This window comes from Idiomarina baltica OS145 (genome assembly GCF_000152885.1).
Taxonomy (GTDB): domain Bacteria; phylum Pseudomonadota; class Gammaproteobacteria; order Enterobacterales; family Alteromonadaceae; genus Idiomarina; species Idiomarina baltica.
Genome location: NZ_CH672410.1, coordinates 1 through 25,266, shown reverse-complemented (window position 1 = coordinate 25,266; position 25,266 = coordinate 1). Strand labels below are relative to the sequence as shown.

27 protein-coding genes and 1 pseudogene are annotated in these 25,266 nt (G+C 48.8%); 3 read left to right on the top strand and 25 right to left on the bottom strand.

All coding sequences use genetic code 11. The features are described from left to right. Positions 1 to 29: 29 nt before the first annotated feature. The 13 genes from OS145_RS12450 to gspC all read right to left on the bottom strand — a co-directional run bounded on the left by OS145_RS12450 (position 30) and on the right by gspC (position 12,147). Positions 30 to 854 (bottom strand): mechanosensitive ion channel family protein, encoded by an 825-nt coding sequence (locus OS145_RS12450; RefSeq protein WP_006956914.1) that lies wholly within the window; start codon positions 852 to 854, stop codon positions 30 to 32. Between the two features lie 105 nt (positions 855 to 959). Then, on the bottom strand, positions 960 to 1,697 hold the full coding sequence (locus tag OS145_RS12445) for a type II secretion system protein N (protein WP_006956915.1): 738 nt from the start codon (positions 1,695 to 1,697) through the stop codon (positions 960 to 962). Then, complete coding sequence (gene gspM, locus OS145_RS12440; protein ID WP_006956916.1) at positions 1,694 to 2,224, bottom strand: type II secretion system protein M; 531 nt, start codon at positions 2,222 to 2,224, stop codon at positions 1,694 to 1,696. Before gspM ends, OS145_RS12445 begins: the two co-directional genes overlap by 4 nt. Beyond that, on the bottom strand, positions 2,221 to 3,438 hold the full coding sequence (gene gspL / locus OS145_RS12435) for a type II secretion system protein GspL (RefSeq protein ID WP_006956917.1): 1,218 nt from the start codon (positions 3,436 to 3,438) through the stop codon (positions 2,221 to 2,223). Before gspL ends, gspM begins: the two co-directional genes overlap by 4 nt. Before the next feature lies 1 nt (position 3,439). Then, complete coding sequence (gene gspK / locus OS145_RS12430; protein ID WP_006956918.1) at positions 3,440 to 4,408, bottom strand: type II secretion system minor pseudopilin GspK; 969 nt, start codon at positions 4,406 to 4,408, stop codon at positions 3,440 to 3,442. Further along, a complete protein-coding gene (gene gspJ, locus OS145_RS12425; protein ID WP_006956919.1) occupies positions 4,401 to 5,069 on the bottom strand; it encodes a type II secretion system minor pseudopilin GspJ in 669 nt (222 codons plus the stop codon). Before gspJ ends, gspK begins: the two co-directional genes overlap by 8 nt. After that, positions 5,059 to 5,460 (bottom strand): type II secretion system minor pseudopilin GspI, encoded by a 402-nt coding sequence (gene gspI / locus OS145_RS12420; RefSeq protein WP_006956920.1) that lies wholly within the window; start codon positions 5,458 to 5,460, stop codon positions 5,059 to 5,061. The genes gspJ and gspI overlap by 11 nt, the downstream gene beginning before the upstream one ends. Continuing rightward, on the bottom strand, positions 5,447 to 6,025 hold the full coding sequence (gspH, locus tag OS145_RS12415; RefSeq protein WP_006956921.1) for a type II secretion system minor pseudopilin GspH: 579 nt from the start codon (positions 6,023 to 6,025) through the stop codon (positions 5,447 to 5,449). Before gspH ends, gspI begins: the two co-directional genes overlap by 14 nt. A 3-nt stretch (positions 6,026 to 6,028) precedes the next feature. Further along, the gene (gspG, locus tag OS145_RS12410) at positions 6,029 to 6,466 is read right to left on the bottom strand and encodes a type II secretion system major pseudopilin GspG (RefSeq protein WP_006956922.1); all 438 of its coding nucleotides are present in this window, start codon (positions 6,464 to 6,466) and stop codon (positions 6,029 to 6,031) included. 2 nt (positions 6,467 to 6,468) lie between these two features. Then, the gene (gspF, locus tag OS145_RS12405) at positions 6,469 to 7,695 is read right to left on the bottom strand and encodes a type II secretion system inner membrane protein GspF (protein ID WP_006956923.1); all 1,227 of its coding nucleotides are present in this window, start codon (positions 7,693 to 7,695) and stop codon (positions 6,469 to 6,471) included. Positions 7,696 to 7,698: 3 nt separating this feature from the next. Further along, complete coding sequence (gene gspE, locus OS145_RS12400) at positions 7,699 to 9,180, bottom strand: type II secretion system ATPase GspE (RefSeq protein ID WP_006956924.1); 1,482 nt, start codon at positions 9,178 to 9,180, stop codon at positions 7,699 to 7,701. Then, positions 9,173 to 11,260 carry a type II secretion system secretin GspD gene (gene gspD, locus OS145_RS12395; protein WP_006956925.1) on the bottom strand — a complete coding sequence of 696 codons (2,088 nt, stop codon included), beginning with the start codon at positions 11,258 to 11,260 and terminating at the stop codon, positions 9,173 to 9,175. Before gspD ends, gspE begins: the two co-directional genes overlap by 8 nt. Before the next feature lie 5 nt (positions 11,261 to 11,265). Next, complete coding sequence (gene gspC, locus OS145_RS12390) at positions 11,266 to 12,147, bottom strand: type II secretion system protein GspC (RefSeq protein ID WP_165477460.1); 882 nt, start codon at positions 12,145 to 12,147, stop codon at positions 11,266 to 11,268. Between the two features lie 203 nt (positions 12,148 to 12,350). Here gspC and hslR point away from each other — a divergent pair, with 203 nt between their 5' ends. Continuing rightward, the gene (gene hslR / locus OS145_RS12385; RefSeq protein ID WP_006956928.1) at positions 12,351 to 12,746 is read left to right on the top strand and encodes a ribosome-associated heat shock protein Hsp15; all 396 of its coding nucleotides are present in this window, start codon (positions 12,351 to 12,353) and stop codon (positions 12,744 to 12,746) included. Continuing rightward, positions 12,743 to 13,579 (top strand): Hsp33 family molecular chaperone HslO, encoded by an 837-nt coding sequence (hslO, locus tag OS145_RS12380; protein WP_006956931.1) that lies wholly within the window; start codon positions 12,743 to 12,745, stop codon positions 13,577 to 13,579. Before hslR ends, hslO begins: the two co-directional genes overlap by 4 nt. Positions 13,580 to 13,631: 52 nt before the next feature. Here hslO and der read toward each other — a convergent pair whose 3' ends face one another. The 9 genes from der to ndk form a co-directional block, all read right to left on the bottom strand. Further along, positions 13,632 to 15,071 (bottom strand): ribosome biogenesis GTPase Der, encoded by a 1,440-nt coding sequence (der, locus tag OS145_RS12375; protein ID WP_006956933.1) that lies wholly within the window; start codon positions 15,069 to 15,071, stop codon positions 13,632 to 13,634. Between the two features lie 13 nt (positions 15,072 to 15,084). Then, on the bottom strand, positions 15,085 to 16,323 hold the full coding sequence (gene bamB, locus OS145_RS12370) for an outer membrane protein assembly factor BamB (RefSeq protein ID WP_006956935.1): 1,239 nt from the start codon (positions 16,321 to 16,323) through the stop codon (positions 15,085 to 15,087). Beyond that, complete coding sequence (locus OS145_RS12365) at positions 16,323 to 16,940, bottom strand: YfgM family protein (RefSeq protein ID WP_006956937.1); 618 nt, start codon at positions 16,938 to 16,940, stop codon at positions 16,323 to 16,325. Before OS145_RS12365 ends, bamB begins: the two co-directional genes overlap by 1 nt. A gap of 9 nt (positions 16,941 to 16,949) precedes the next feature. Continuing rightward, positions 16,950 to 18,227 (bottom strand): histidine--tRNA ligase, encoded by a 1,278-nt coding sequence (gene hisS, locus OS145_RS12360; protein WP_040488231.1) that lies wholly within the window; start codon positions 18,225 to 18,227, stop codon positions 16,950 to 16,952. A 66-nt stretch (positions 18,228 to 18,293) separates the two neighbouring features. After that, the gene (gene ispG / locus OS145_RS12355) at positions 18,294 to 19,412 is read right to left on the bottom strand and encodes a flavodoxin-dependent (E)-4-hydroxy-3-methylbut-2-enyl-diphosphate synthase (protein ID WP_040488229.1); all 1,119 of its coding nucleotides are present in this window, start codon (positions 19,410 to 19,412) and stop codon (positions 18,294 to 18,296) included. Positions 19,413 to 19,432: 20 nt separating this feature from the next. Continuing rightward, positions 19,433 to 20,596 carry a RodZ domain-containing protein gene (locus tag OS145_RS12350; RefSeq protein ID WP_006956942.1) on the bottom strand — a complete coding sequence of 388 codons (1,164 nt, stop codon included), beginning with the start codon at positions 20,594 to 20,596 and terminating at the stop codon, positions 19,433 to 19,435. A gap of 48 nt (positions 20,597 to 20,644) precedes the next feature. Further along, positions 20,645 to 21,055, bottom strand: coding sequence for a tetratricopeptide repeat protein (locus OS145_RS12345; RefSeq protein ID WP_116287568.1), 411 nt, complete (start codon positions 21,053 to 21,055; stop codon positions 20,645 to 20,647). A gap of 49 nt (positions 21,056 to 21,104) precedes the next feature. Then, on the bottom strand, positions 21,105 to 22,241 hold the full coding sequence (rlmN, locus tag OS145_RS12340; RefSeq protein ID WP_006956946.1) for a dual-specificity RNA methyltransferase RlmN: 1,137 nt from the start codon (positions 22,239 to 22,241) through the stop codon (positions 21,105 to 21,107). A 79-nt stretch (positions 22,242 to 22,320) separates the two neighbouring features. Further along, positions 22,321 to 22,752, bottom strand: a complete 432-nt coding sequence (gene ndk, locus OS145_RS12335) for a nucleoside-diphosphate kinase (protein ID WP_006956949.1) — start codon at positions 22,750 to 22,752, stop codon at positions 22,321 to 22,323. A 164-nt stretch (positions 22,753 to 22,916) separates the two neighbouring features. Between ndk and msrA the strand changes: the two genes are divergently transcribed. Then, the gene (gene msrA / locus OS145_RS12330) at positions 22,917 to 23,465 is read left to right on the top strand and encodes a peptide-methionine (S)-S-oxide reductase MsrA (protein WP_006956951.1); all 549 of its coding nucleotides are present in this window, start codon (positions 22,917 to 22,919) and stop codon (positions 23,463 to 23,465) included. On the opposite strand, the gene OS145_RS12325 is transcribed toward msrA, so the two are convergent. The 3 genes and pseudogenes from OS145_RS12325 to OS145_RS13615 form a co-directional block, all read right to left on the bottom strand. Further along, positions 23,451 to 24,602 (bottom strand): IscS subfamily cysteine desulfurase, encoded by a 1,152-nt coding sequence (locus OS145_RS12325; protein ID WP_006956953.1) that lies wholly within the window; start codon positions 24,600 to 24,602, stop codon positions 23,451 to 23,453. The two genes, msrA and OS145_RS12325, sit on opposite strands and share 15 nt — an antisense overlap. A 15-nt stretch (positions 24,603 to 24,617) precedes the next feature. Further along, a complete protein-coding gene (gene iscR / locus OS145_RS12320; RefSeq protein ID WP_006956955.1) occupies positions 24,618 to 25,085 on the bottom strand; it encodes a Fe-S cluster assembly transcriptional regulator IscR in 468 nt (155 codons plus the stop codon). A 76-nt stretch (positions 25,086 to 25,161) separates the two neighbouring features. Next, a pseudogene (locus tag OS145_RS13615) lies at positions 25,162 to 25,266 on the bottom strand (tRNA (cytosine(32)/uridine(32)-2'-O)-methyltransferase TrmJ); the annotation flags it as partial.

Genomic DNA, 25,266 nt, shown 5'->3' with positions numbered 1-25,266 from the left:
AAACGGGGCCTCGGCCCCGTTTAATCATCTTATTCTTTATCTTCTTTTTTGATATGGACATCCATTTGTGGGAACGGAATACCAATACCTTCTTCATCTAACCGATCTTTAATCTTCTCGAGTAAGTCCCAGCGCGTTGGCCAGTGATCCTCGGTTTTAGTCCACGGACGCACATTAAAGTCCACTGAAGAACTATTGAGTGCTGTAACGGTCACGACAGGCTCTGGATCTTGCAAGATGCGCTCGTCATTTTTGAGCACCTCCATTAATACTTTCTTGGTTTTTTGCAAGTTAGCGCTGTAACTGACACCGATCACTAAATCGATACGACGGATCGGTTCGCGGTTGTAGTTAGTAATAGCGCTGCCAATCACTTGTGAGTTCGGCAGATAGACCACTTTACGATCCGGTGTTTTTAAGATGGTCTGGAAGATATTAATTTCTTCAACCGTACCTGCTGTCCCTGCGGCTTCGACGTACTCACCCGAACGAATAGGACGGAACATGATTAATAATACGCCCGACGCGATGTTCGAGAGTGAACCTTGCAATGCTAAACCGATGGCAAGACCCGCGGCACCTAATATGGCAATAAACGATGTGGTTTCAACACCGATTTGATTCAATGCGACCATCAATGCGGCGATGAAAATCAGTGATTTAACAATGGCTGTTAAAAAGCTGATAACAGCATTGTCGACCTGCCGTTTTTGCATCCCTTTGCGCATGATTGAGGCGAGGATTCGCGTCACTATTGAAGCGGCAAACAGAATAACAATCGCGACAATCACTTTGATCGAATATTCGATCAGCATGTCTTGGTTATTATTAATCCAATCAATTATAGCTTGCATCAAAATGTCCTTTTGTTGGCAACGATACGGATATATATAGCATCTGATTTCTTGAAGATGCGTTCAGATTAACGATTTATTTTGATCTCGGCAAGTTGGCAAACACTAAATTGAGAAACGATAACGTCCCTGATTGTCCGGTCGTCCTAAATAACTCAACATTTTTGCCAGTCCTTCGGGCGTTCTGGGATTGGGTTGCACCGTACCATTCACACGTATTGAACTGGGGCTCACCGTACCCTCGAAATTAAGACCTAAACTGTTCTCTCCCGCCATCGACAGGGCTACTGCCCCGGCTTGTGCACAGCTTAGGCTAAGCGGAAAATCACCCAGCGGCTCCCAGCGGTGATTAACCAGTACGCGAATGTTTGAACCTGACGCGTTTCCTTTTAATGCACTACAAAACTTGGCGCCCGACAGATCATTCAGTGCATAATTTTCTAATGCGATACGCCATTGTCCTTCTGTCTTTAATGGCATATTAAAATTAACCAGTTGCATCAGCGGCGCCAACTCACCTGTCGCACGCAGTTGAGTCAATTCAATCGAACTCAATGACGCACTGCCTGATGCTTGCGCGGCCAGTGGATTATTTTTGCTCGGTACCGTCACAGAAAAGCCGAGTTGACCGGTAATCAGCTGACTTGGTGCCAGTGACCAGCTGACGTTATGAAAAGCGGTATGATTAACCACCGCATAACCAATCCGGCCTTGCCATAACGTGCCCGATACTTGCTCAACATAAATACCCGCTGGCATTGGCAACCAATACACAACCGCAGCGGGAATGTAGGCAATCAGTGCAATGAGATAGACTGGAATTAACCACAACCACTTCTTCATGATTTCTCCGTTACCAACACTTGTCGCACACGTACTTTGCCGAGTTCGTCTAATCGAGCTAAATCGAGTGTCGTCACTTGCAATTGATAGGTTTGTTCAAGCGCATATAACCAGCTCATCGCTTGTTGATACGAGGTTTCATCGACACTGACGATGAGTCCATTGTTTTGCGGCTGCATCCGTGCAATTTGGATCTTATTGCTGGCAGCCGCTTCGTTGACGCGCTGCGACAACGACCCACTGACCTCGGATTGTGCTTGGGTTGCAGACAATGACTGATAGCGTGCCACTTGTTCACGCAGCCAGAGTAACTGTTGCTGTTGCCCCTCTAAGCGCCGTTCTGCTAATTGCTGGGCGCTATAGGTGGGTTGCCAGATGGCAAAGTAGATTATGGCAACGATGATAACGGCACCGAGTCCTTTGACGAGGTTTTGCTCACGTACCGCAAGTTGCGCCCAGCGCTGTTGCGCACTTTGTACTACGGGCGTTTGCGCGATTTTTTGTAGTAATGGTGTAAGACGACTCATGAACGACCTCCTTGATAGGCGATAGTTAAGGTGCCAGCAACACCATCACCACGGTTATTCAGTGCGCCCTGTTGTACCTCAAAACCGAGTTGCTGTGCTTGGTTCTGGAAGGCTTCAAATTGTGAGAAATTCTGTGCCACAGCTTGCATTCGCAACGCACCATCTTGATAACGCAATAACTCGAGGCTCAGTTGTGGTTGTTGCTGAAACGCCGGCGCCAGCTGGTCCAGCATTGCCAATGCCGATGGCATCGCTTGATCATCGATACCTAAGGATTGTAATTGCTGACGCATCTGCGCGCGTAGATTAACGATGCGTGTTTGATTCGGAAACGTCTCTTTGTACAACGCTTCTGCTTGCTGTTGCAGCTGCTCTGCTTGGTGATTTAAATAGGCTGTTTTGACCCAGCTACTCGCCAGCGTCACTGCCAGAGCGATACCTGCCGCCCACGCCAGCGGCTGCCAACGTATTTCAAGGGTTCGTTTGGCTCGCTTGGGTGCATACCGTTGACCGCGAATATCAAGACTGACCCGCTGGTTGGCAAACGCCACCATTGGCAGCTCACTGTTGGCAAACTCGAGCGCTAACGTGCTGTCGTTGAGCGCAATGTCAGAATAAGCCACCACGTGATTGGTTTGTGGGTACTCACTCTGTTTTAATCCGACCACGGCGTCCGCCAATGTTTGCTCAACGGCTAAGCCATCCCAACGCGCCATACGAATGAGCACGTCGTCAGCGATTTGCACACCTGTCCACTGTTGTTCGCTCTCTGGTTCTGGCAGCATCAGGTAGTCAACCGCCCACTCATCGGCTTCAAGATGTGCTGCGGCCAACCATTGCTGCCACTGCTGCATTTCACTATGACGGACAACCGCGACGGGGATCTGGCCTTCTTTAATGCCATTTTCCGCCCAAGCAAAATGCAGGCTATCAATGTCATCTGCCAGTTCATCTTCCAGCGCGTAAGGGATTAGCTTATCGAGGTGACGTTTGCCACTGTTAGGAATGGTGACTTTACGCATCGAAATCGCTTGCCCCGGACACAACAGGGTCACCTGACAGCGCTTTGCCTGCTCGGTCAGCTGCGTCAGTTCAGCTGGATCATTGAGCTCACCACTAGCAATCACTTCGGCACCTGAGGGCTGCCAAATTAGCCAGCTTATTCGTGGCTCGGCATCGGAGGCCGGTAACCTGATGAGTAAGCGTTCTTGCATATCAATCTTCTCCCATGGCTCGGTACACAACACGCGCTTGACCTGCTGTCAGATGTAGCACTGAGCGAGCGGTGGTCTCTAACGACCCCCATTGTATATAAGCTTGTAGTAAAAAGTACTCACTGCTAACAGCGAGTTCATCGAGCGAGCCAGTTTCACCGTCCTGCGCCCCCGTAAGTAAACTATCTTGCAGCAATTCTTCGCGGCTTTCATAGCCCTGTTCAGGGCGTGCCTGAATCAATTGTTTTGCACCATCCAAGGTTAGCTTACCTTGAGTCGCCGCTACCAGCAAAACCGCGCGCTCTTCATCGAGCGTGTTGACGTTAATACGTAACTCTGCGTTACCCGGAACAGCGCACACGTAAGGCTTAATACGTTGCACGACTTCAGCCGTAAAACCTTTAATCATGCGCAGCTCACTGACATCAAATAACAACCCATTGGCGGTTTGATAAGGGTGTGGTAACGCTTCGTAATCGGGGTCTTCGGCACCACTTTGCGACAGTTCACTGTCGCTGTCGAGCCAGTCGGTCAGTGCGCCTGCCAAACTCTCGGCTTGGAAGGCATCAAGCTCTAGGCTCACGAGTAGTTGTTGAAACTGCTTGCGGCGTTTTTCAAGGCTGAGGCCTTGCTGCTCAGTGCCAGCTAAACTGTTGAGGTTGAAACAACTACGTAAATCCTTTACTTGCGCAGCTATCTGTCCGCCTTCCACCGGGAACGGCCCGGCGCGTTGTGCCCAGTTCTGATTGGCATGAACGATGCCGTCATCACGTTCGATTTCCTGTTGCAGCACTTCCTTGAGAACGGCTTCGCCGCTTAGCCACATCCAATAGCTTTGTTCTGATTGTTCAAAGCTGGCCGTGCGCGTCACTTGGCGTTGTAATTGAGTACCCAAGTTCGTTGCAATGACAGCGATGATAGCCATCACCAACAACACGGTAATAAGAGCGACACCTTGCTGCTTACGCATTGTTGTCACCCTCTTTCTTGACCGTTTGTGCAGGCTCAACACCGGTTAAAAAGCGCCGTCTAATTTCGCCGTAGTCTTCACTATTAATCGTTAACTCGATGGCGGCCGGGAAGTCATCCGGTGTTTCCCAGCTAGTGCGCCAGCCGGCCTCAATGCCTTGATTCGATTGCGACTGTTGAGACGAACGATAAAAGCGTACTTGGAAGGACTTTACGCCCTCCAGCAGATCTTGCACTACCGGCTCACCACTGCGATCGTTTACATACGGGTAGGTCATACGCTGTAAAACATTATCTTGCACGCGATAGACCACCGGCTGAAGTTCACTGCGTGGCAACATTAAGCCAGGGTTATCGTAGCCGCTGCGCACAAATCCTAAAACGCCACTTTGTGATTCAATAATGCGTTCGTCGTTGGTAATCAGCTGTTGTGCGACTTCTAAACCATTGGGACGCGTCGGCTTAGGCACCGCTTGGCGCATATCTTGTTGGATAAGCAGCCAAGTGAATTGCAGTTGCTCGATACGTTCGGAGGATTCTTCCGACAAGCTTTTGGTACGCGACATTTGGTCAAGCACCGTGTAACTTGCGAGCCCTATCAAGGTAAAAATAACCATGGTGACCATGATCTCAACTAAGGTGAAACCGCGTTCAGAGCGCATTATCGCCTCCGTCGGTATCGGCTAATTGAGGTTTACGAATATATTGGGTCAGTCGCGCCCATTGGTAATCCTGCTCCCCCTGTGTGACTTCAATAGTCACCGCCACCACATTGGGTGTGACCGTTTCAACCACTTGTTGCCGCCACTGCCACTCAACGCCGCCTTGGCGTTCACTACCGCGCTGATTATCTTTAATCGGCCAAGTGGTTGTTAGATTCAGCTCGGTCAGCCGATTAGCCGCTACGTACTGGGCAAAGGTGCGCTGTTGGATGGTGCTTAAACTATTAAGGTGACCGCTTGCAGCCGACACAGCCGCCAGTGCCGCCATCGCAAAGATGGCGATGGCAACCATGACCTCGATTAATGTAAAACCACGATTATTGCGTTTCATCACTATCTGCTATGCGAGTGGTCCATGCGCTATCAGCAATTAACCAGTAGCTCGGTTCGGTATCAAAGGGCGCGGCAAACTGAATCGAAAATTGTGTCAACTCACCTGTCGGCAGTATCAGTAACTGAGGCATCGGCTGATCTTCGTCGTCATTATCATCAGACGGCGAAAACAGGGTGTTTTCTAACTGCTTTTCTTGCGCAATAAAGGGCGGTTCATCGATGCGCCACTCGAGACTGAGGTTATCTTGGTAATCCTGAGCGGCTAAGCCCTTTTCATTGACCGCTTGCCAACGCCAGCCTTCTTCGGTTTGCTGCCACCTTAAAAACTCATACCCTTCGGTGTTAAGTAACAACCCGAGCGGACGTTGCTCTATCATGGCGCGTTCACGCGCCCACTGGAGCTGGGCTTTCAGTGTGGCGGCGGCGGTTTGTGGCGTGGTTTCATCGCGGGTCATGCTCGGCACAGTAAATACCACCGATGCAGCAATCAAACCCACGATCGCCATCACCACGAGAATCTCAACAAGGGTAAACCCTGATGGCTTGCACGCCGATGAGCGCATTACTTAGTTGGATTCGTTGTCTTGTCCGATCATCCAGTTACCAAAATCATCATCAGTGCCTGGCTGTTGATCGGGACCGGGTGAGAAAATATCGATATCGTCGTACTCACCGGGGTTAAGTAACATATAGTCGTTACCATACGGGTCTTGCGGCAGACGTTGAATATAGCCGCCATTGCGGTAGTTGCGTGGCTGCGGATCAACATTAGGCCGCTCCACCAAGGCTTCTAAACCTTGTTCTGTGGTTGGAAACATGCCGTTATCTAAGTGATATTGCGCTAACGCGTTCTCAAGCGAGACTAAGTCTGCTGTCACTTTCTGTTTATTCGCCTGCTCTTGGCTGCCCAACACATTGGGTAGAATCATGGTAGCGAGAATACCGATAATGGCGATAACCACCATAATTTCGACCAATGAAAAACCTTGATTTTTACGCATCATATTTAAAACCCTATACTCTGGTTCAACTGCAAAATTGGCTGAATAATTGACAATACAATAAAGAATACAATCCCGGCCATCGAAACGATAAGCACCGGCTCAAAGACTTTGAGTGATATTTGCACCAATGATTCAAATTCTCTGTCTTGGTTATCTGCGGTGCGTCGCAACATTTGCTGTAACTCACCGGATTTCTCACCTGCGGCGATCATGTGGAGCATCATTGGTGGAAACAAACCGGTTTCTTGCAATGCCGCACGCAGTGATGCCCCCTCACGTACCCGCGTTGCCGCTTCGTCCACGGCTTCTCTGATCGCACGGTTACCAATCACTGTGGCTGTGATTTTAAGTCCATCGAGTAACGGCACTGCCGATGACGTAAGTATACTCAAGGTACGCGCGAAACGTGCAGTACTGACGCCCCGAATCACTCGACCTAGCAACGGCAACTTTAACAGCCGTTTATGGTATTTAAGCTCATGTTCGGGCTTCTTTAACCATTGCTTAAAGGCAAACACCAACACCACAATTCCGGCTAAGATAAACAAGCCCCAGTTCTGCAAAAACTCCGATAAACCAATCATAAATTGAGTGGTGGGTGGTAACGTCTGTCCGAGGGTAGAAAAGTTGTGCACGATTTGCGGCACAATAGACACTAGCAGAAAGATCACAATACTGATCGCCACTAATGTCAGCATCACTGGATACACCAAGGCTTGCGTCAACTGGCTCTTCATATGCTGGCGTTGTTCGGTGTAATCGGCTAACTCATCCAGGACTTGATCCAAGTGGCCTGACTTTTCACCGGCAGCGACCATCGCTGTGTAGAGCGAATCGAACACGCCGGGATATTCCGCCATCGCCTCCGCGAGACCATAACCTTCGACTACTTTACTGCGCACCGCCATGAGTAGTTGTTTCATGCGTGGCTTTTCACTTTGGTCTGCCACGGCGAGCAAACACTGCTCAATGGGTAAAGCCGAGTTGACCAAAGTGGATAGCTGGCGAGTAATCAGCGCTAAATCTTGTGCTTTGACACGGCGTACACGACGCCAACGACTTTGCTGTTGACCTTTCTTGTGTTCTTGTTCGGCAGCAGGCATAACATCCATGGGGATAAGCCCTTGGTCGCGCAGTTGCTGACGCACCTGACGGATGGTGTCTGCTTCGATGATGCCTTTCTTCTTACGCCCATCTGCCGCCAGCGCATGATACTCAAAAGCCGCCACAGATTACTCCTCGCGCGTCACGCGCAAAACTTCCTCAAGGGTGGTTACGCCATGGCGTACTTTCGCCAAACCATCGCTGCGAATGCTCGGGGTATGCTTACGCACATAGCGTTCAATGGACTGCTCGCCGTGACCGTTATGAATGAGCTCACGTACGTGCTCATCCACTTCGATGAGTTCATGTATGCCCGTACGTCCGCGATAACCTGTCTGGTTGCACTTTTCGCAACCTTGTGCACGGTAAATCGTCAACGCTGAATCAGTCACACCGAGTAACGCGCGCTCTTTTTCGTCGGCCTGATGCGGTTGCTTACAGTCTGGGCACAAGGTCCTTACTAAGCGCTGTGACAACACCGCGAGTAGGCTTGAGGACAACAAGAATGGCTCTACGCCCATATCTTCCAAGCGGGTTATCGCGCCCGCTGCGGTATTGGTGTGCAGCGTCGACAAAACCAAGTGACCGGTTAATGACGCCTGTACCGCAATTTGTGCGGTTTCGATATCGCGGATCTCACCGACCATAACGACATCAGGGTCCTGACGCAAAATCGCACGTAAGCCCCGCGCAAAAGTCATATCAACACGCGGATTAACCTGCGTCTGCCCGATACCATCAATTGCGTATTCGATCGGGTCTTCAACCGTCAAAATGTTGCGGTCTTTCGAGTTAATCTCGGTCAATCCGGCATAGAGCGTGGTCGACTTACCCGAGCCGGTAGGACCGGTAACCAAGATAATACCGTGAGGTTTATGGATCAGCTCGGCGAATACTTCGCGGTTGGCTTCTGTCATACCGAGTTGCTCGAGATTAAGGCGGGCATTGTTTTTATCTAACAAGCGCAGCACTACGCGCTCACCGTGATTCGATGGCATAGTCGAAACCCGCACATCGACGGCGCGTCCGGCAATCAGTAAAGAGATACGTCCGTCTTGTGGCACTCGCTTCTCGGCAATATCCAGCTGCGCCATAACTTTAATACGGGAAACCAACAATGAAGACAGCTTGCGATTAGGTGTCAGCACCTCACGCAGAACGCCATCGATACGAAAGCGAATGGTTAACTGCTTCTCGTAGGTTTCGATGTGAATATCTGATGCACCTTCTTTAATCGCCTCGCTCAACATCGCGTTGATCAGTTTGATAATAGGCGCGTCATCTTCACTTTCTAATAAGTCTTCGGTTTGCGGCAGCTCATCCGCTAATGAGAATAAATCGGACTCATTGCCGATATCTTCCATCAGTTGTTTCGCCTCGGATGAGTCGCGCTGATAGGCTTGGGTCAACAAACGCTCAAATGCTTCGGTATCGTGCCGTTGCAAGGTAAATACCTCGCCTAAACGACGTCGTACCTCAAGTAGCGTTTCCGCTGACGCGCCGTCGCGATGATGCACGACGGGCGGCTCGCCATCTTCAACCACAACACCAAAACGCTTAGCAAAGCTAAAGGGTAAGCGCTTTGTGGCAATATTACTGGCATCAGTCATCTTGCTGCTCTTTTAACTCTTCTTTAATCGCGCCCTTTTCGTTGAGGTACTCCTCAAAGCTCGGCGGCAAGGTTAAATCGCTGTTCCAGTCGTTCATCACTGGTGTTTCTTTATCAGGCATCAGTGCCACACCACGAGACCGACGATCGAGTTGTAGTGCTCGCATGTAGTTGTATTTTTGCTTACTGATATCAGAGAGCTTACTACCGTTACGAACGATAGTTGGCCGGATAAATACCATCAAGTTGCGCTTTTGTGTGGATGTTGAGGTTGAACTGAACAACCGACCGATAAAAGGAATATCGCCAAGTAATGGAATCTTCGATACCGATTCTTGGACATCCTCATCTATCAAACCGCCGAGAACGATAGTTTCGCCGTCCTCAGCCATCACGGTGGTCTTTAACTCGCGTTTGTTCACGATAACATCGACCGATGTTGCGCCACTTAGACTCGAGACTTCTTGTTCTATTACCATTTGTACGGCATTACCCTCGTTAATTTGCGGGGTGACCTTGAGCTTAATACCGATTTCTTGGCGATCCACTGTTTGGAATGGGCTTTGGTTATCATTGCCGAGTGTGGAGCCTGTGATCGTTGGTACTTCCTGACCGACTAGAAAACTGGCTTCTTCGTTATCAACTGTAACAATACTTGGCGTGGCTAGGATATTAGAGTTGGTATCTTGTGAGACAGCTTGAACAACCGCCGCCCAATCATTTTGGATTGTTCCAAACATCATTCCGTTTACGTTGCCAAGCAAGTTCGCTAGAAGCTCTAAATTGCCACGCTCTTCGGGATTGGTCGTTGTCACTGTTTGACCATTATCGTTGACGGTAGTCACCGATGTACCCTCGCGCGGGCGAGCCTGGTAAGCTGCTGCGGCTAAACTACCGATCGGAACTTGGTTACCCGTATTGTATTGAACTAAGCCGCCATTTTCACTGATCCATTGGATACCAAAATCGACATTATCGCCTTCTAATACCTCAACGATAATCGCCTCGACTTGCACTTGCGCTCGACGAATATCGAGATCACGGATTACGTTCTCAAGCGCTGCTAACATGTCGGGTTCAGCGGTTATTACCACCGTGTTAGTGGATTCATGCGCACTGATACTGATGCTGTTATCAGCACGGTTTCGTACTGAATTCTGGCCCGTTTGTTTCGCTTCTTCCGCTTTGATCGACTGACTGACGTTTTGTAATACTTCGACCATTTCCTCGGCGCGCGCATACTTGAGGTAGTAAACGCGGGTGTTACCCTCAGTTTTAAGGTCTTGGTCGAGTTGCTTTATCAATTTAACAACCCGAGAACGTGCGCGCGGCTCACCGCTGACAATAACGCTGTTACTGCGTTCATCGGCGACAATTTTCGGAATCAATAATGCAGGTGTGCCATCGGCATTCGCTTTTTCAAATAAATTTTGCGCAATCCCTACCAGTTCACGTGCCGAAGCATACTGCAGTTCCACGATGTCGACATCCTGGTCACCGGCTTTATCAACACGTTCGATAATTTGCACCAAACGAGAAATCGTCTCGGCACGACCTGTCATCATGATGACATTGGAGGGGTCATAGCTTACCACCATACCGCCGCCCGTTTGGTCGTTTAACTGACGTAATAACGGTGCCAACTCACGTACTGAGACGTTTTCTACCGGCACCACCCGAGTGATCATGGTGTCGCCTTGTTCGTTTTGGTCACCCGCAACCACCGGCAAAGGCGCATGTTGAGCATCTTTGTCTCGGATAACTTTAATCACCCCCGAATCCATCTGCACCGCAGCAAAGCCATACACTTCTAGGACATTCAAAAAGAATTGATAATACTGATCTTCGTTCATTACATCGTAGCTACGCACATCGATGGTGCCACGCACATTCGGATCGATAATAATGGTTTTACCCAAGTTACGACCGACCACCTGTATAAACTCAGTAATATCCGTATTTTTAAAACTAGCGGCGTATTCTTGCGCAATTGACGGCGCAGGCATCGTCATTGATACCGAACCGACTGCAATGGCCAGCGCACTCAACCATGTTTTTGGACCAAAACGGGTAACTGTCATAATTATTATTCCTGCTGGTTAGGAAGCTGCAGACTCAGCTCGATACGCTCGCCGTTACGTAGCACCGTCACATTTGCTTCGGTTGCGTCCTGTAATTGGCTGCTCAACTCTGAGGCTTGTTGCATATCGGTCAAGTCATAACCGTTGATTGCGACGGCTAAATCGCCTTCCTGAAAGCCTGCTTGATAAAATATATCGGCCTGATTACCAGGCGAAAGGCGGTAGCCTTGTAAGCTACCTTGCTCTAAAACGGGTGTGATAGAAACGTAGTCTAATAGTTGACCCGGATCTTGTTTAACTCGTTGCAATGCGTTCGCGGTCTCTTTCGGTTCATTAGCGTCAGTTTTACCACTACTTTCGACAACTAACGATAATGCTGGACGGTCTTCACCAATGTCCTCTAATTGCAATGTTTCTAAACGCCCACCGTTATCGAGAATGACACGATCGGCAAGGATTTGTTCCACACTGACACGGCTTCGCCCTATCGTATCACCGACAATGTAGGTCGATTGCTTACCCGCCTGCTCAATAATAGCCGCTGACCGCTCGGGTCGCGAACTGGCAGAGACTCCGACTAAACGCACGTTCAATGACGTTTTAGGTGCGTTTGCATAATCATTACCATGCGTTTGGGTGCCGGCCTGCTGACGGCCAAAAATAGGCAATTGCTGTAACTGAGCGAGATCGACACTTTGGTTGTCGCGACTTTGTGAACGCACGTCTACGTCTGGACGTTGCTGAGTCTCTGGCGTGGGCGTAACAAACCACCACGTTGCTTGCGCAGCAACAATGACGACCCATATCCACAAAAGCACCGTTACTAAGGTGATCGAGCGGGATATCCACTGACTCGCGTTCTGGGTTGATGGCGTTAGGCTTATCAATTTAATTCACTTTTATCGTTGTTGTTTTACCGAAGCAATGCACTACATCCGTATAGGAATTTGATACAATATACGCAACTTGATGGCTAGCGCTAGTCTCGCATCGTCGAATTATAGTAATTTGATGTTTTTGCATTGTAGCGTAGGCACGAGTAGTCAACAATCGATTAACACTAATTTTATAATATTTTCGTGACGATTTTATGACACAAGACAGTGGTGTAAGGCTCGACAAATGGCTCTGGGCAGCGCGCTTTTATAAAACGCGGGCGCTTGCACGTCAGATGGTTCAATCTGGCAAAGTACACGTTGCAGGTAAACGCAGTAAGCCCTCTAAGCTCGTGCAGATAGGTGATCGAATTACCTTACGACAAGGCTTTGACAGCAAAGAGGTCGAAGTATTGGGGCTGAGCGAGCAACGACGGGGAGCGCCTGAGGCACAATCACTTTACCAAGAGTCTGAAGCGAGTATAGAGAAACGCGAGCAGAATGCTGAGGCGCGTAAGTTGAATGCGCTTTACAACCCACATCCCGACAAACGTCCGGATAAGAAACAACGCCGGCAACTGATTAAAATGAAAGATGGTGGTAATACATGACAACCCAGCTTGACTATCCAACCGATCAACTCGCGCGCTACAGCTTTGCAGAGCAAGATGTACGCGGCGAGATGGTGCAATTGACCAGTAGTTACCAAAGCTTAATTAAAGGACATCAGTATCATCCGGCGGTACAACAGTTGCTTGGTGAAATGATGGCGGCCGTTTCGTTGCTGACTGCGACACTCAAGTTTGAAGGTCATATTGCGGTGCAACTGCAAGGCGATGGACCGGTTAATTTTGTCGCTGTTAATGGTAACCATGCATTAGAACTACGCGGTATTGCTCGGGTGCGCGCTGATATTGGTGAAACTGATTTACGCAGCCTGATTGGCCGCGGGCAACTGATTATTACCTTGACTCCGCAAGATGGCGAGCGCTATCAGGGCGTTGTCAGTGCCGACGCCGATTCACTCGCAGAGGTTATTCAAGACTACTTCGAACAGTCTGAACAGTTGTCGACCCGCGTTTGGCTATTCGCCGATGGAGAGCATGCTGCGGGTATGTTTTTACAACGCATGCCTGCCTCGGGGAAAGACATGGTTGGCTTTGAGCACTTGGCGACCTTGACCGAGACCGTGACCGCACAAGAATTGTTTACACTTCCGGCTGAACAACTGCTGCATCGTCTGTATCACGAAGAAACCGTACATATGTATCCATCGCAACCGGTTAGCTTTGTATGTGGCTGTTCGAAAGAGCGCACATTAGAGGCATTGGCGTCAGTCCCTGTTGACGAGCTTAAACAGATCCTTGAGCAGGATGGCGAGATTGTCATGACCTGCGACTACTGTCTGACGGAATATGTTTTTAAAGACGAAGACTTCGCGTAGCCGCGCGGCTACGTATGGATAAAAAAAGAGGTCCTGAGGACCTCTTTTTGTGCTATTTGCTCTTCTTAACAAACTTCATCAACCGACGACGTTTGCGTTGCTGCGATAGCGTCAGGTTGTTCTTCTTACCGGCATACGGGTTTTTCGGCTCTCGGAACTCAACTTTAATCGGTGTTCCCATGACCCCAAGCGCCTTACGGAAATAGTTCGTTAAATAGCGCTGATAAGAACCTGGCAAGCGAGTAACCTGATTACCGTGGATCACGATACGCGGTGGGTTATAACCCCCAGCATGCGCATATTTCAGTTTCACTCGACGCCCCCCAACCAATGGCGGCTGATGCTCTTCTTGTGCCATCTCCATAATCTTGGTCAACTTAGAGGTCGACACACGTTGCGTCGCACTCTTATAAGCTTCTTCAACGGACTCAAATAAGTGACCAACGCCCGTACCATGTAGCGCTGAGATAAAGTGCAAACGGGCGAAGTCGACAAAGCCTAGGCGACGATCGAGTTCCCGTTTAATTTCATCCTTATGGTCTTGCTGCAAACCATCCCATTTATTGACAGCGATCACGATCGAACGACCGGCGTTCAGCGCAAAACCAATCAGGTTAAGATCTTGGTCGCTGATGGTTTCCCGTGCATCAATAACCGCTAAAACTACGTTGGCATCTTCGATTGCCTGCAGGGTCTTAACCACTGAGTATTTTTCAATCGCTTCATCAATACGCCCCCGACGCCGCACACCCGCGGTATCGATCAAGACATATTCTCGTCCATCGCGCTCCATGGGGATGTAGACTGAATCACGCGTAGTGCCAGGCATATCAAACACCACCACTCTATCTTCACCAAGAATACGGTTAGTGAGTGTTGACTTACCTACATTTGGCCGCCCAACAATAGCAAGCTTTAACGGTAACGCATCGTAATCAATTTCGTCGTGCTCCAGATCTTCGCTATCCGGCTCATCCGGCACGATAACGTCTGGGTAGTCGTCGGCTAACGGCTTAAAGCATGAATCCAACAAATGTTCAACACCGCGCCCGTGTGCCGCCGCGATGCCATAGAGGTTACCTAGTGCCAGCGAATAAAAGTCTGCCATTGCAGAATCCGCATCGATTCCATCAATCTTGTTAGCAACTAAGTAAACTTTTTTCTTTTGTTTACGCAGATGAGTCGCGATCGCTTGATCACCTACGGTGACGCCGTCGCGTGCATCGACCAAAAACAAGACAACATCAGCCTCTTCAATCGCTTGCAGCGATTGTTTAGCCATCACCTCGTCAATACCCTCTTCATCACCGTGAATACCGCCGGTATCGACAACTATGAACTGATAACCGTCGTAATTGGCTTGGCCATACTTACGATCACGGGTCAAGCCCGGGAAGTCTGCTACCAGCGCATCCCGAGTTCGAGTTAAACGATTAAATAATGTAGATTTGCCTACATTGGGTCGACCTACTAAGGCCACGACAGGTAACATGTATAGCGATTTCCTAATTTACCTCGATAGCGTATAAGTCGCCATCGCGGGTTTGTACGTAAAGAGTGTTGCCGTCGGATACTGGCTGCGCGTAAATTCCATCTCCGCCCAATTCCATACGACCAACTATTTCTCCCGAGTTTGCCGAGAGTATGTGGAGGTAACCCTCAAAGTCACCAAGAGCTAAATAATTACCTACTTTCTTAGGTCCGGTGAGTGCTCTTCCAAACAGCTCGTTATTGCTCCACTGCTCAATACCACCTTGAATATCCAGCCCAAACACGTGACTATCCGCATCGGTTAAATAGATGCTACCCGTGTCGACTAAGAGATTTTCATAAGAACTGTAATCACGCTTCCAACGCACTTCACCCGAACGCAACTCTAGCGCAACGAGTTCGCCGTTATAAGCGATCATATAAATCACACCGCCCACGACCACTGGGTTGGCATCAATATCTGCTAACGACTCTAGCTCAGTGGCACCGGTCGGCTCGCCCACCGTTTGCGTCCAAGCTTGCTGACCGCTAGTGCCAATTAAGACCGAAGCTTTGCCTGATGCATCACCTAAAATCACACCACCGCTTACGATCGTTGGTGCCGAAGCGCCGCGTAAAGTTAGGGTGGGTGTCTGATATTCGAAAGTCCAGTTCTGTTCACCGGTGTCAGCCGAGAGGCTAATCACTTTGCCGCCGGTTGTGTGCACCACAACCATACCATCACCCACGGCTGGGTCAGATGTGACCTCATTGCCCACTTCAGCATGCCAAACAAGTTTGCCTGTTTCGGTATCTAGTGCGACAACATCACCGTTTTCGGTGCCCAAAAACAACTTATTATATTGAGCGACTAAGCCACCGGCGATACGAGCCGGGAAGGGTGAAGCAAACAAGCCTCCAAACCAGCTATCGTCTGAACCTTCGTTAATTTCTATCAGGCTATGTAAATTAACTTGCCACAAGGTTTCACCGCTTTCTTTATCAAACGCCTTAACAAGCCCCTGTCTATCGGCGGCAAATACCTTGCCATAGGCTACCGTTGGGTTGAGCCTTGAAAAATAATCGCCGATGCCATCGCCGACCGAACGTTCCCACTTGATCCGTGTATCGACCTGTTGGCTGACTGGTTGTAACGGAGCGACTTTGATTTCTTCGTCGTCATCACCGAAAAGAGAACACGCCGACAATGAAAGCCCTGCTAAGGCAATCAGGCTGGTACGAAATAAAGATTTCATCGCTGTTTTAGACTGCATTATGACTTCGCCAAGCTGTTGAGTTTGAGTTCTACCGCTGGAGACAGAGTCGAACCGTCGCTGTTGAGTGCTTTTTCATAAGCTTCACGTGCTTTTGCCGTATCGCCTTGAGCAACGTATACATCGCCCTTAATTTCATTAGCGAATGCCAAATACGCTTTTGGTAGTTCAACGTTAAGAACATCGAGCGCAGGCTGATATTGCGCTTGTGCTGCCAACACACGCGCCAGACGAACACGCGCAATCGCTGCTAGATTATCATCAGCACCACCATCAATCACGGATTGGAACGATGTGACCGCTGTTGCTAAATCACCTTCATCCGCGGCAAAACGACCGAGCTGCAACGCTGCTAGATAACCGTATTGCGAATTTTGATGCGATTTAATGAAGTTTTGTGCATTACTTATCGCACCTTCTTCACCCGCATTGAGCTGGCTCACGACCGCTTCGTAGCCGCGTGATGCGGTGTTTTGCGCTTCGATGGTCGCTTTATCATAATAGCGCCAACCAAAGAACAAGCCTAAGCCAATGATCGCACCTGCGATGATGCCTTTACCGTGTTCGGCCCAAAACTCTTTAATTCGTTCTACTTGTTGTTCTTCTGTTTGATCCACAGGACACCCCTATTCTTGTGTCAATGGTTTGAGCGCAACGACCAGTTCGCCCCAACCAAGTGTTTGTTGGTCATCAGTCGTCCGCAAGGGTTTGACCGTTAACTGATTATTTTCTAATTCATTCTCGCCTAAAATCAGCGCCACTTCAGCGCCGGATTTATCAGCTTTCTTAATTTGCTTTTTCATTGCACCGCCGCCGCTGTGCACCACGATGCGCAGGTCCGGTAGTTCATTTCTCAGCTTTTCGGCAACAGCTTGGGCGTTAAGTTCCGCAGCTTCACCTAAAGGCATTAAATAGGCATCAACGGCACGTCGCGGTGCAAGTTTCTCTTGTTCTTGGAGCAGCAGAACTAAACGTTCCATGCCCATGGCAAAGCCAACAGCCGGTGTTGCCTTACCACCTAATTGCTCAACCAGGCCATCGTAACGGCCACCCGCACACACGGTACCTTGCGCGCCTAAAGCGGTAGTGACCCATTCGAACACGGTGCGGTTATAGTAATCAAGACCACGCACAAGACGTTCGTTGAATACATAGGGAATCCCTGCTGCATCGAGGCGAGCTTTTAACTCATCAAAATGTTGCTTGGATTCTTCGTCCCAGTAGTCCGATAACTTAGGTGCCTGTTCTAACAGTTGCTGCGTATTGCCATCTTTCGAATCCAAAATACGTAGCGGGTTAGTGTCGAGTCGGCGTTGACTGTCTTCGTCTAATTCGCTCTTATATTGCTCTAAATAGTCACGCAGCGCATCACGATAGCGTGCCCGCGCTTCATTTGAACCAAGCGAGTTAAGTTGCAACTCAACTTGATCGGCCATACCCAGAGCTTTCCAAAGTCGAGCTGATAAGAGAATCACTTCAGCATCGGCATCGGCACCTTCAAGGCCAAAAGTTTCAATACCAAATTGATGAAATTGGCGATAACGCCCTTTTTGTGGACGCTCGTAGCGAAACATGGGGCCCATGTACCACAAACGTTGAATCTGATTGTACAGCAAACCATGTTGGTTACCGGCTCGCACACAGCTCGCCGTGCCCTCGGGACGCAGAGTCACACTCTCACCGTTCCGATCGTCAAAGGTGTACATTTCTTTCTCAACGATATCGGTCACTTCACCAATCGAACGCTTGAACAGTGCCGTGCTCTCAAGCACTGGCATGCGTATTTCTTGATAGCCATAGCTTGCGGCAACTTGACGGATTATCGCCTCGACCTGTTGCCAAGCAGCTGTCTGCTCTGGTAACAGGTCGTTCATTCCTCGAATTGCTTGGATGGTCTTTGCCACGGTTACTCTTCCGTTTAGCCTACAAAATAAGCGCGTATTATAGAGTCTTTACGACGGCGGGTAAAATCAGTTGTCGATTTCTTTTACATCAATGCGATGCTTTTTTATATATTCTACGCGATCACGGATTTGAGCTTCCAATTGATCCACGAGATCATTGTTATCGAGACGCAGCTTTTGGCGCTCACCACCAATATACAAGCCACTCTTGCTTTTGGCACCGGCAAGACCGACTTCTGAAATCAATGCTTCACCGGGACCATTGACCACACAGCCAATCACAGAAACATCCATCGGCTCGGTGATGTCCTCGAGTCGCTGCTCCAATGCATTCACCGTAGAAATCACGTCAAACTCTTGCCGTGAACAGCTGGGGCAGGCAATAAAGTTGATTCCGCGCGAGCGAATACGCAGCGATTTCAACATATCGAAACCCACTTTGATTTCTTCGACAGGGTCCGCGGCAAGTGACACGCGTAATGTGTCGCCAATGCCTTCTGCTAACAGCATGCCTAAACCAATGGACGACTTCACCGAACCACTGCGAAGGCCACCGGCTTCGGTAATACCTAAATGTAAGGGTTGATCGATTTGCTTCGCTAAAAGACGGTACGATTCTACCGCTAAGAACACATCGGATGCTTTAACACTGACTTTAAAATCTTGAAAGTCTAAACGGTCCAAGATATCAACATGTCGCATAGCCGATTCAACGAGCGCTTCCGGTGTCGGTTCACCATACTTCTCTTGCAATTCACGCTCTAACGAACCGCCGTTCACACCGATACGAATCGGAATATTTTTGTCGCGCGCGGCGTCTACAACTGCGCGAATACGATCTTCACGACCGATATTGCCCGGGTTAATTCGTAAACAATCAACGCCGTATTCAGCCACTTTAAGCGCGATGCGGTAATCGAAGTGAATATCGGCAACAAGGGGAACAGGGCTTTGTTGCTTAATCAGCTTAAACGCCTCTGCTGCATCCATCGTTGGCACAGAGACACGAACAATATCAGCACCAGCGGCTGCAATACGTTTTATCTGTTCAACAGTCGCTTGAACATCCGTCGTTTCAGTATTCGTCATTGACTGAACAGCAATGGGCGCATTGTCTCCAATCGGCACATTACCTACATAGATCCGACGGGAAGGTCTGCGCTTAATTGGATTTTCGTGCATCATAACGGCTTACACTCGGTCTTTTAATTACTTGAAGGAATCGTTAATCGTGCGACACGATCTTGACGATAATTTGATAAGTCTAACGCATTACCTGCATAGGTAATAGTCACGGCGGCGGGCTTGCAGATGGTCGCCGAAAACGGCGCTTTACCAGGTACCGGCATACGATAGCCCTGTGCTTTTGTACCAATCGCTTGCACTTCACCATCGGCGTCTTCAACTTTTACCCAGCACTCTTCGCTGAACTCCATCACCAAATCGGCGGCTAGTGCGGTATTGTCTGCTTCATCTTCATCGCCGCCAGATACTGAGTTAGCGTCGCTGCTCGCCGACACTGTTGGCTCAGGTTCTGACGCAGTATTTTGCTCTGCGGTACGTGTTTCACGCGGTTCGTTCGCATCACTTTCTTGCGCCACCTCCGACATCGCTTCGGATGTGACTTGTTGGTTTGATGACGTTTCTGGCATCTCTGCGACAGGTTGCTCAATCGTGTCTGGGCTCATTTCATCCTGTTGGGCAGGATCATTAATACTTAATGAAGTACTTGCATCGGCAGCACTGACTTCAGATTCAAGCAATGGCTGTTCGCTCGAAGTGGCTTCTTGCGCCTGATTTGATTGACGCAGAGTCGGTGTATCTGTGCTGTCCTCTTGTTGCGCTGAGTCGGTTTGTTCAGTAACCGCTTGTTCGACATCATTGCTCAACTTCGAGAAGCTCAAATCACTGTCTTGCCACCACCAAATTACCAACGCGATGACGACCACAACCACTAGCCAAGTGATCATCATCAATCGGTTATCGCTCTCTTGATGTTTTACTCGACGCGAAAAGCTTTGCATCGGCGTGCTTTCAGGTTCTCGGATATTCAGGGATTTGTAAGCTTCATCAATTTTGCTTTGATCAACACCTAACAATTTGGCGTAAGCACGGAGGTAGCCTTTGACAAAGGTGGTCGTTGAAAAGGTGTCATAGTCATCTGCTTCAATCAGTTCAATGACCTGTAAACGCAAACGTAAACGATCAGCGGCCTCGCGAGGCGTCATCGATTTTGCCTCACGCGCTTCTTTAAGAATGTGTCCCGGACCTGCAATGGGGCGACGTGATTGCTCTTGCGACGACATTAGTTCTTCATTATTTGAGTCTGCGCTTGAGTTGTTATTTGCAGATGAATTATCGGCAGTCATGATCTTTGGATCGTTCCCTAGTTTAACTAAAGTTGAGCGAATTACATTCTAGTGATGTTGTGCACAGTGATTTTGCTGGCTCGCTTGCGCGCCTAATCGTTGGGCTTGCGCAAATGCACGCTGAGCGGCTTGCTGCTGACCTGATAGACACAGCGCTACGGCATAGTTGTTGTGCAGAACTCCGCTCATAGGTTGCCATGATAATGCTTCTTGGTAAAGTAGCAACGCAGAATTGACACGTTCTTTACGTAAATACCAGTGTCCTAGGGCTAACACAGTGTCTACTCGCTTTGGGTCTGCCAAAAATGCCTGTTTAAAGTGCCGTTCGGCGTGGTCAAGCTGGTTCTGGGCTAAATAAGCCATTCCCGCTCTCAAATGGGCATCCACTACCGTTTCATCAGTGGAAACAGAACAGGCCGTTAAAGCAAATCCTATCGCTCCTAGGATAAACCTATGCATTGAAGTTACTCCTTACTTAGTCACTCAAGGCATAGGTATTCATCACTGTCTAGTCTGACTTAACCTGAATAGCATCACCGCCGCGCTGCGCTTGCTGACGTTTTAGGATACGCTTAGTGCGGTCGATAACATCGCCTACGAGCTGACCGCATGCGGCATCAATATCGTCGCCTCGAGTTTTACGAACCATAACAGTAAAACCATAGTCCATTAATACTTTAGCGAAACGGTCAATGCGCGAATTACTCGAACGACCATAGTCGGAACCTGGGAATGGATTAAACGGAATCAGGTTGATTTTGCTCGGTGTATCTTTAAGCGTACGAGCGAGCTCATGCGCTTGGTCCATCGAGTCGTTTACGTGATCGAGCATGACATACTCAACCGTCACTTTATGCTGAGCTTTTGACTGCTCAACGTATTTACGACTCGACGCTAAAAACTGTTCGATGTTGTACTTTTTGTTAATCGGTACGATTTCATTGCGCAGCTCGTCGTTAGGCGCATGCAACGAAATAGCGAGCATTACATCGATTTGCTCGCGTAGCTTGTCCAATGCCGGTACCACGCCTGAGGTACTCAAGGTAACTCGACGTTTAGACAAACCAAAACCGTAATCATCCATCATGAGGTCCATCGCTGGCACCACATTGTTGAGATTGAGCAGCGGTTCGCCCATGCCCATCATGACCACGTTAGTCACAGGTTTGATACCTGTTTTACCATAGGCTCCTAGTAGCTGATTAACACGCCACACCTGACCAATGATTTCCGCTACGTTGAGGTTACGGTTGAAACCTTGTTGGCCCGTTGAGCAGAAAGTGCACTCAAGAGCACAGCCTACCTGTGATGAAACGCACAAGGTGGCGCGGTCACGTTCTGGGATCCAAACAGTTTCAACATCTTGACCATCAAACAATGTCATGACGAATTTAATCGTGCCATCGCTCGATTGCTGCTGCTCGCGAATTTCTGGTGCGCGAATTTCAGCACATTGTTTGAGCTTCTCGCGTAGTCCTTTGTTGAGATTGGTCATCTCATCAAAGTCGTCGACACAAAAGTGATAGAGCCATTTCATGACCTGATCGGCACGGAACGGTTTTTCGCCCATCTCTTTGAAAAAGGCTTTCATTCCATCGCGGTTCAGGTTTAGAAGATTCACTTTTTTATCGATAGCGTTGGTCATAAATTTCCTGTATCTAAAAAGTACCGTGCGCCAAAGGGCGCACGATTTTATTCGTTAAACGATCAGTCTTGCGTAAGACTTATCGAGTACGTGGGCAGATCTCTTCATCGCTGAAGAAGTACGCGATTTCGCGTGCTGCAGTTTCAGCTGCGTCAGAACCATGTACTGCGTTCTCGTCGATAGTTTCAGCATAGTCTGCGCGAAGCGTGCCTGCCAATGCGTCTGCTGGGTTCGTTGCACCCATGATTTCACGGTTTTTCAGGATAGCTTCTTCGCCTTCCAATACTTGAACTACGATTGGACCTGAAGTCATGAATTCAACTAACGCGCCAAAAAAAGGACGCTCGCTGTGCTCTGCATAGAAGCCTTCAGCTTGTTCTTTGCTCAAGTGCATCATTTTTGACGCTACGATACGCAGACCTGCGCTTTCGAAACGATTATAGATTGCGCCGATTAAGTTTTTCGCAACCGCGTCGGGCTTAATAATTGATAAAGTGCGCTCTAAAGCCATCTTTTTTACTCCAAAATGGGTATTTAACCAGAGGTGAAAATTTCCGCGCGAATTATACGTTAGATCTCGGAAAAAATCGAATATCTATTGATTGTTTTTTAACTCGTTCTCAGCTACTATCGAAAAACGTTTAGCCTTATAGACGTCCAAAAGGAGTCCGTCAGATGTCGAATACGACCCAGTTCCAAAAAGCTACCCTAGGCGGTGGATGTTTTTGGTGTATTGAATCCGCATTTAATCAGCTTAAAGGCATTGAATCGGCGCAGTCAGGTTACACTGGCGGCACAACCGAGAATCCGACCTACAAACAGGTCTGCAATGGCGATACCGGTCATGCGGAAGTTGTACAGTTAACTTTTGATCCGTCGATTATTAGTTATCGTCAGATTTTAGAAATCTTTTTTACCTTGCACGATCCCACCCAAGTGAATCGTCAAGGTAACGATGTGGGCACACAATACCGCACTTCTATCTTTTATCATGATGACGAGCAACAACAGATCGCGCTTGAACTCATTGATGAACTCGAAAATGATGTGGTGTTTGAAGATCCGATTGTGACAGAAGTTGCACCGCTCGACACCTTTTACAGTGCCGAGGATTACCATGATGATTACTTTAATCGCAATCCGGAGAACCCGTATTGCCAAGCGGTTATTTCACCTAAGCTGGCAAAATTCCGTAAAACCTTCGCTGAATTACTGCGCAGCTAACACGCGATAGGTGTTCAGTACATGGTCCGCGGCATATTCCATTTCCTGCAAGGTGGTGTCGCGGCCCAAACTAAACCTGAGCGATGCATGTGCCAGTTCATCGGATAAACCAATCGCGCGCAGCACATAAGAAGGCTCTACACTCGCGGATGTACAGGCTGACCCAGAAGAAATCGCTAAGTCCTTTAACGACATCAGCAATAACTCACCTTCTACATTAGCAAAGCGTAAATTCATGATATTGGGTACGCGTTGCGATACATCACCATTCAATTTAATGCCAGGCTCCGCTAATAATTTATCGAGAAACAACTGGCTCAACGCACGGTAATGTTCACGATCATCGCCTAAGCGTTGACGGGCAAGCTGCGCCGCTTCGCCTAAACCAACAATCTGATGGGTCGCCAAGGTACCCGAACGCATGCCGCGTTCATGCCCGCCCCCATGCATTTCAGCCTCAAGTTGTACTTTAGGTTTACGACGCACATAGAGCGCACCTATTCCTTTTGGCCCATACATTTTGTGTGCCGATATAGAAAGCAAGTCTACACCAAGTTGTTCTACATCAAGTGGCAGTTTACCGGCACTTTGCGCGGCATCGACATGCAGAAGTACGTTGTGTTCCCGACAACATGCACTGATCGCTGGGATATCTTGAATAACACCCAGCTCATTGTTTACATGCATCACACTAACTAATACCGTATCCTCGCGCATCGCTTGTTGTAATGCTTGGCTATCTATCAAGCCGTCTTTATCAACCGATAAAAACGTCACATCAAAACCTTCGCGCTCAAGCTGCAGTGCCGGATCAATAACGGCTTTGTGCTCTGTCGCCACCGTAATTAGGTGTTTTCCCTTATTACGCGCCTGATGCATGACACCTTTTAATGCTAAATTATCCGATTCTGTCGCACCCGAGGTGAAAACGATTTCACGCGGGTCGGCGTTGATTAAATCCGCAACTTGATTTCGCGCGATGTCTACTGCCTCCTCCGCCTGCCAACCGAGGCGGTGCGAGCGCGATGCCGGATTGGCAAAAACGCCATCCGCTGTTAAGTACTTCATCATGGCATCTGCGACGGATTTGTCCACGGGCGTGGTTGCCGCATAATCAAGATAGATAGGCCGTTTCAAAACAACTCTCCGCTATTACAGCACATTGAGCTCTATTTTCTGGTTGTTGTCACCCACTTGGCGGTTGCCAATTTGTGCCACCTCTTTAGTGGCCATCAGTTCGGCGAGGGTAATGCCGTCCAGAAATTGTGCGATACGATCACTGAGCCCTTCCCAGAGTGAATGGGTCAGGCACTGCTCACCGTTGTGACAATTACCTTTGCCTTGGCATTTGGTCGCGTCGATAGACTCGTCAACGGCATCGATCACCGCACCGACAGAGATTGAGTCGGCATCTCGCCCAAGGCGATAGCCACCTCCAGGTCCTCGCACGCTATGAACCAATCCCCGCTTACGTAAGCGAGCAAAGAGTTGCTCGAGATAGGATAACGAAATGCCTTGGCGATCTGAGATATCTGCTAGGGGCACGGGTGCTTGCTTTGCAAACATCGCGACGTCGAGCATCGCTGTCACTGCATAGCGACCTTTTGAAGTCAGGCGCATCAATCTCCCCCTCTAATAACTCAGTGTGATCGTTCTCCTAATTAGTGTACTTTTCCGACTAAATTAGTCAAGTATTCTACGAGTCCGAATTTTTCGTCTGTTTATCCACTGAAGCAAGAATGCCGCGTAAAATATTAAGCTCATTTTCTTCTGGTCGCGCGCGATTAAATAAGCGTCGCAA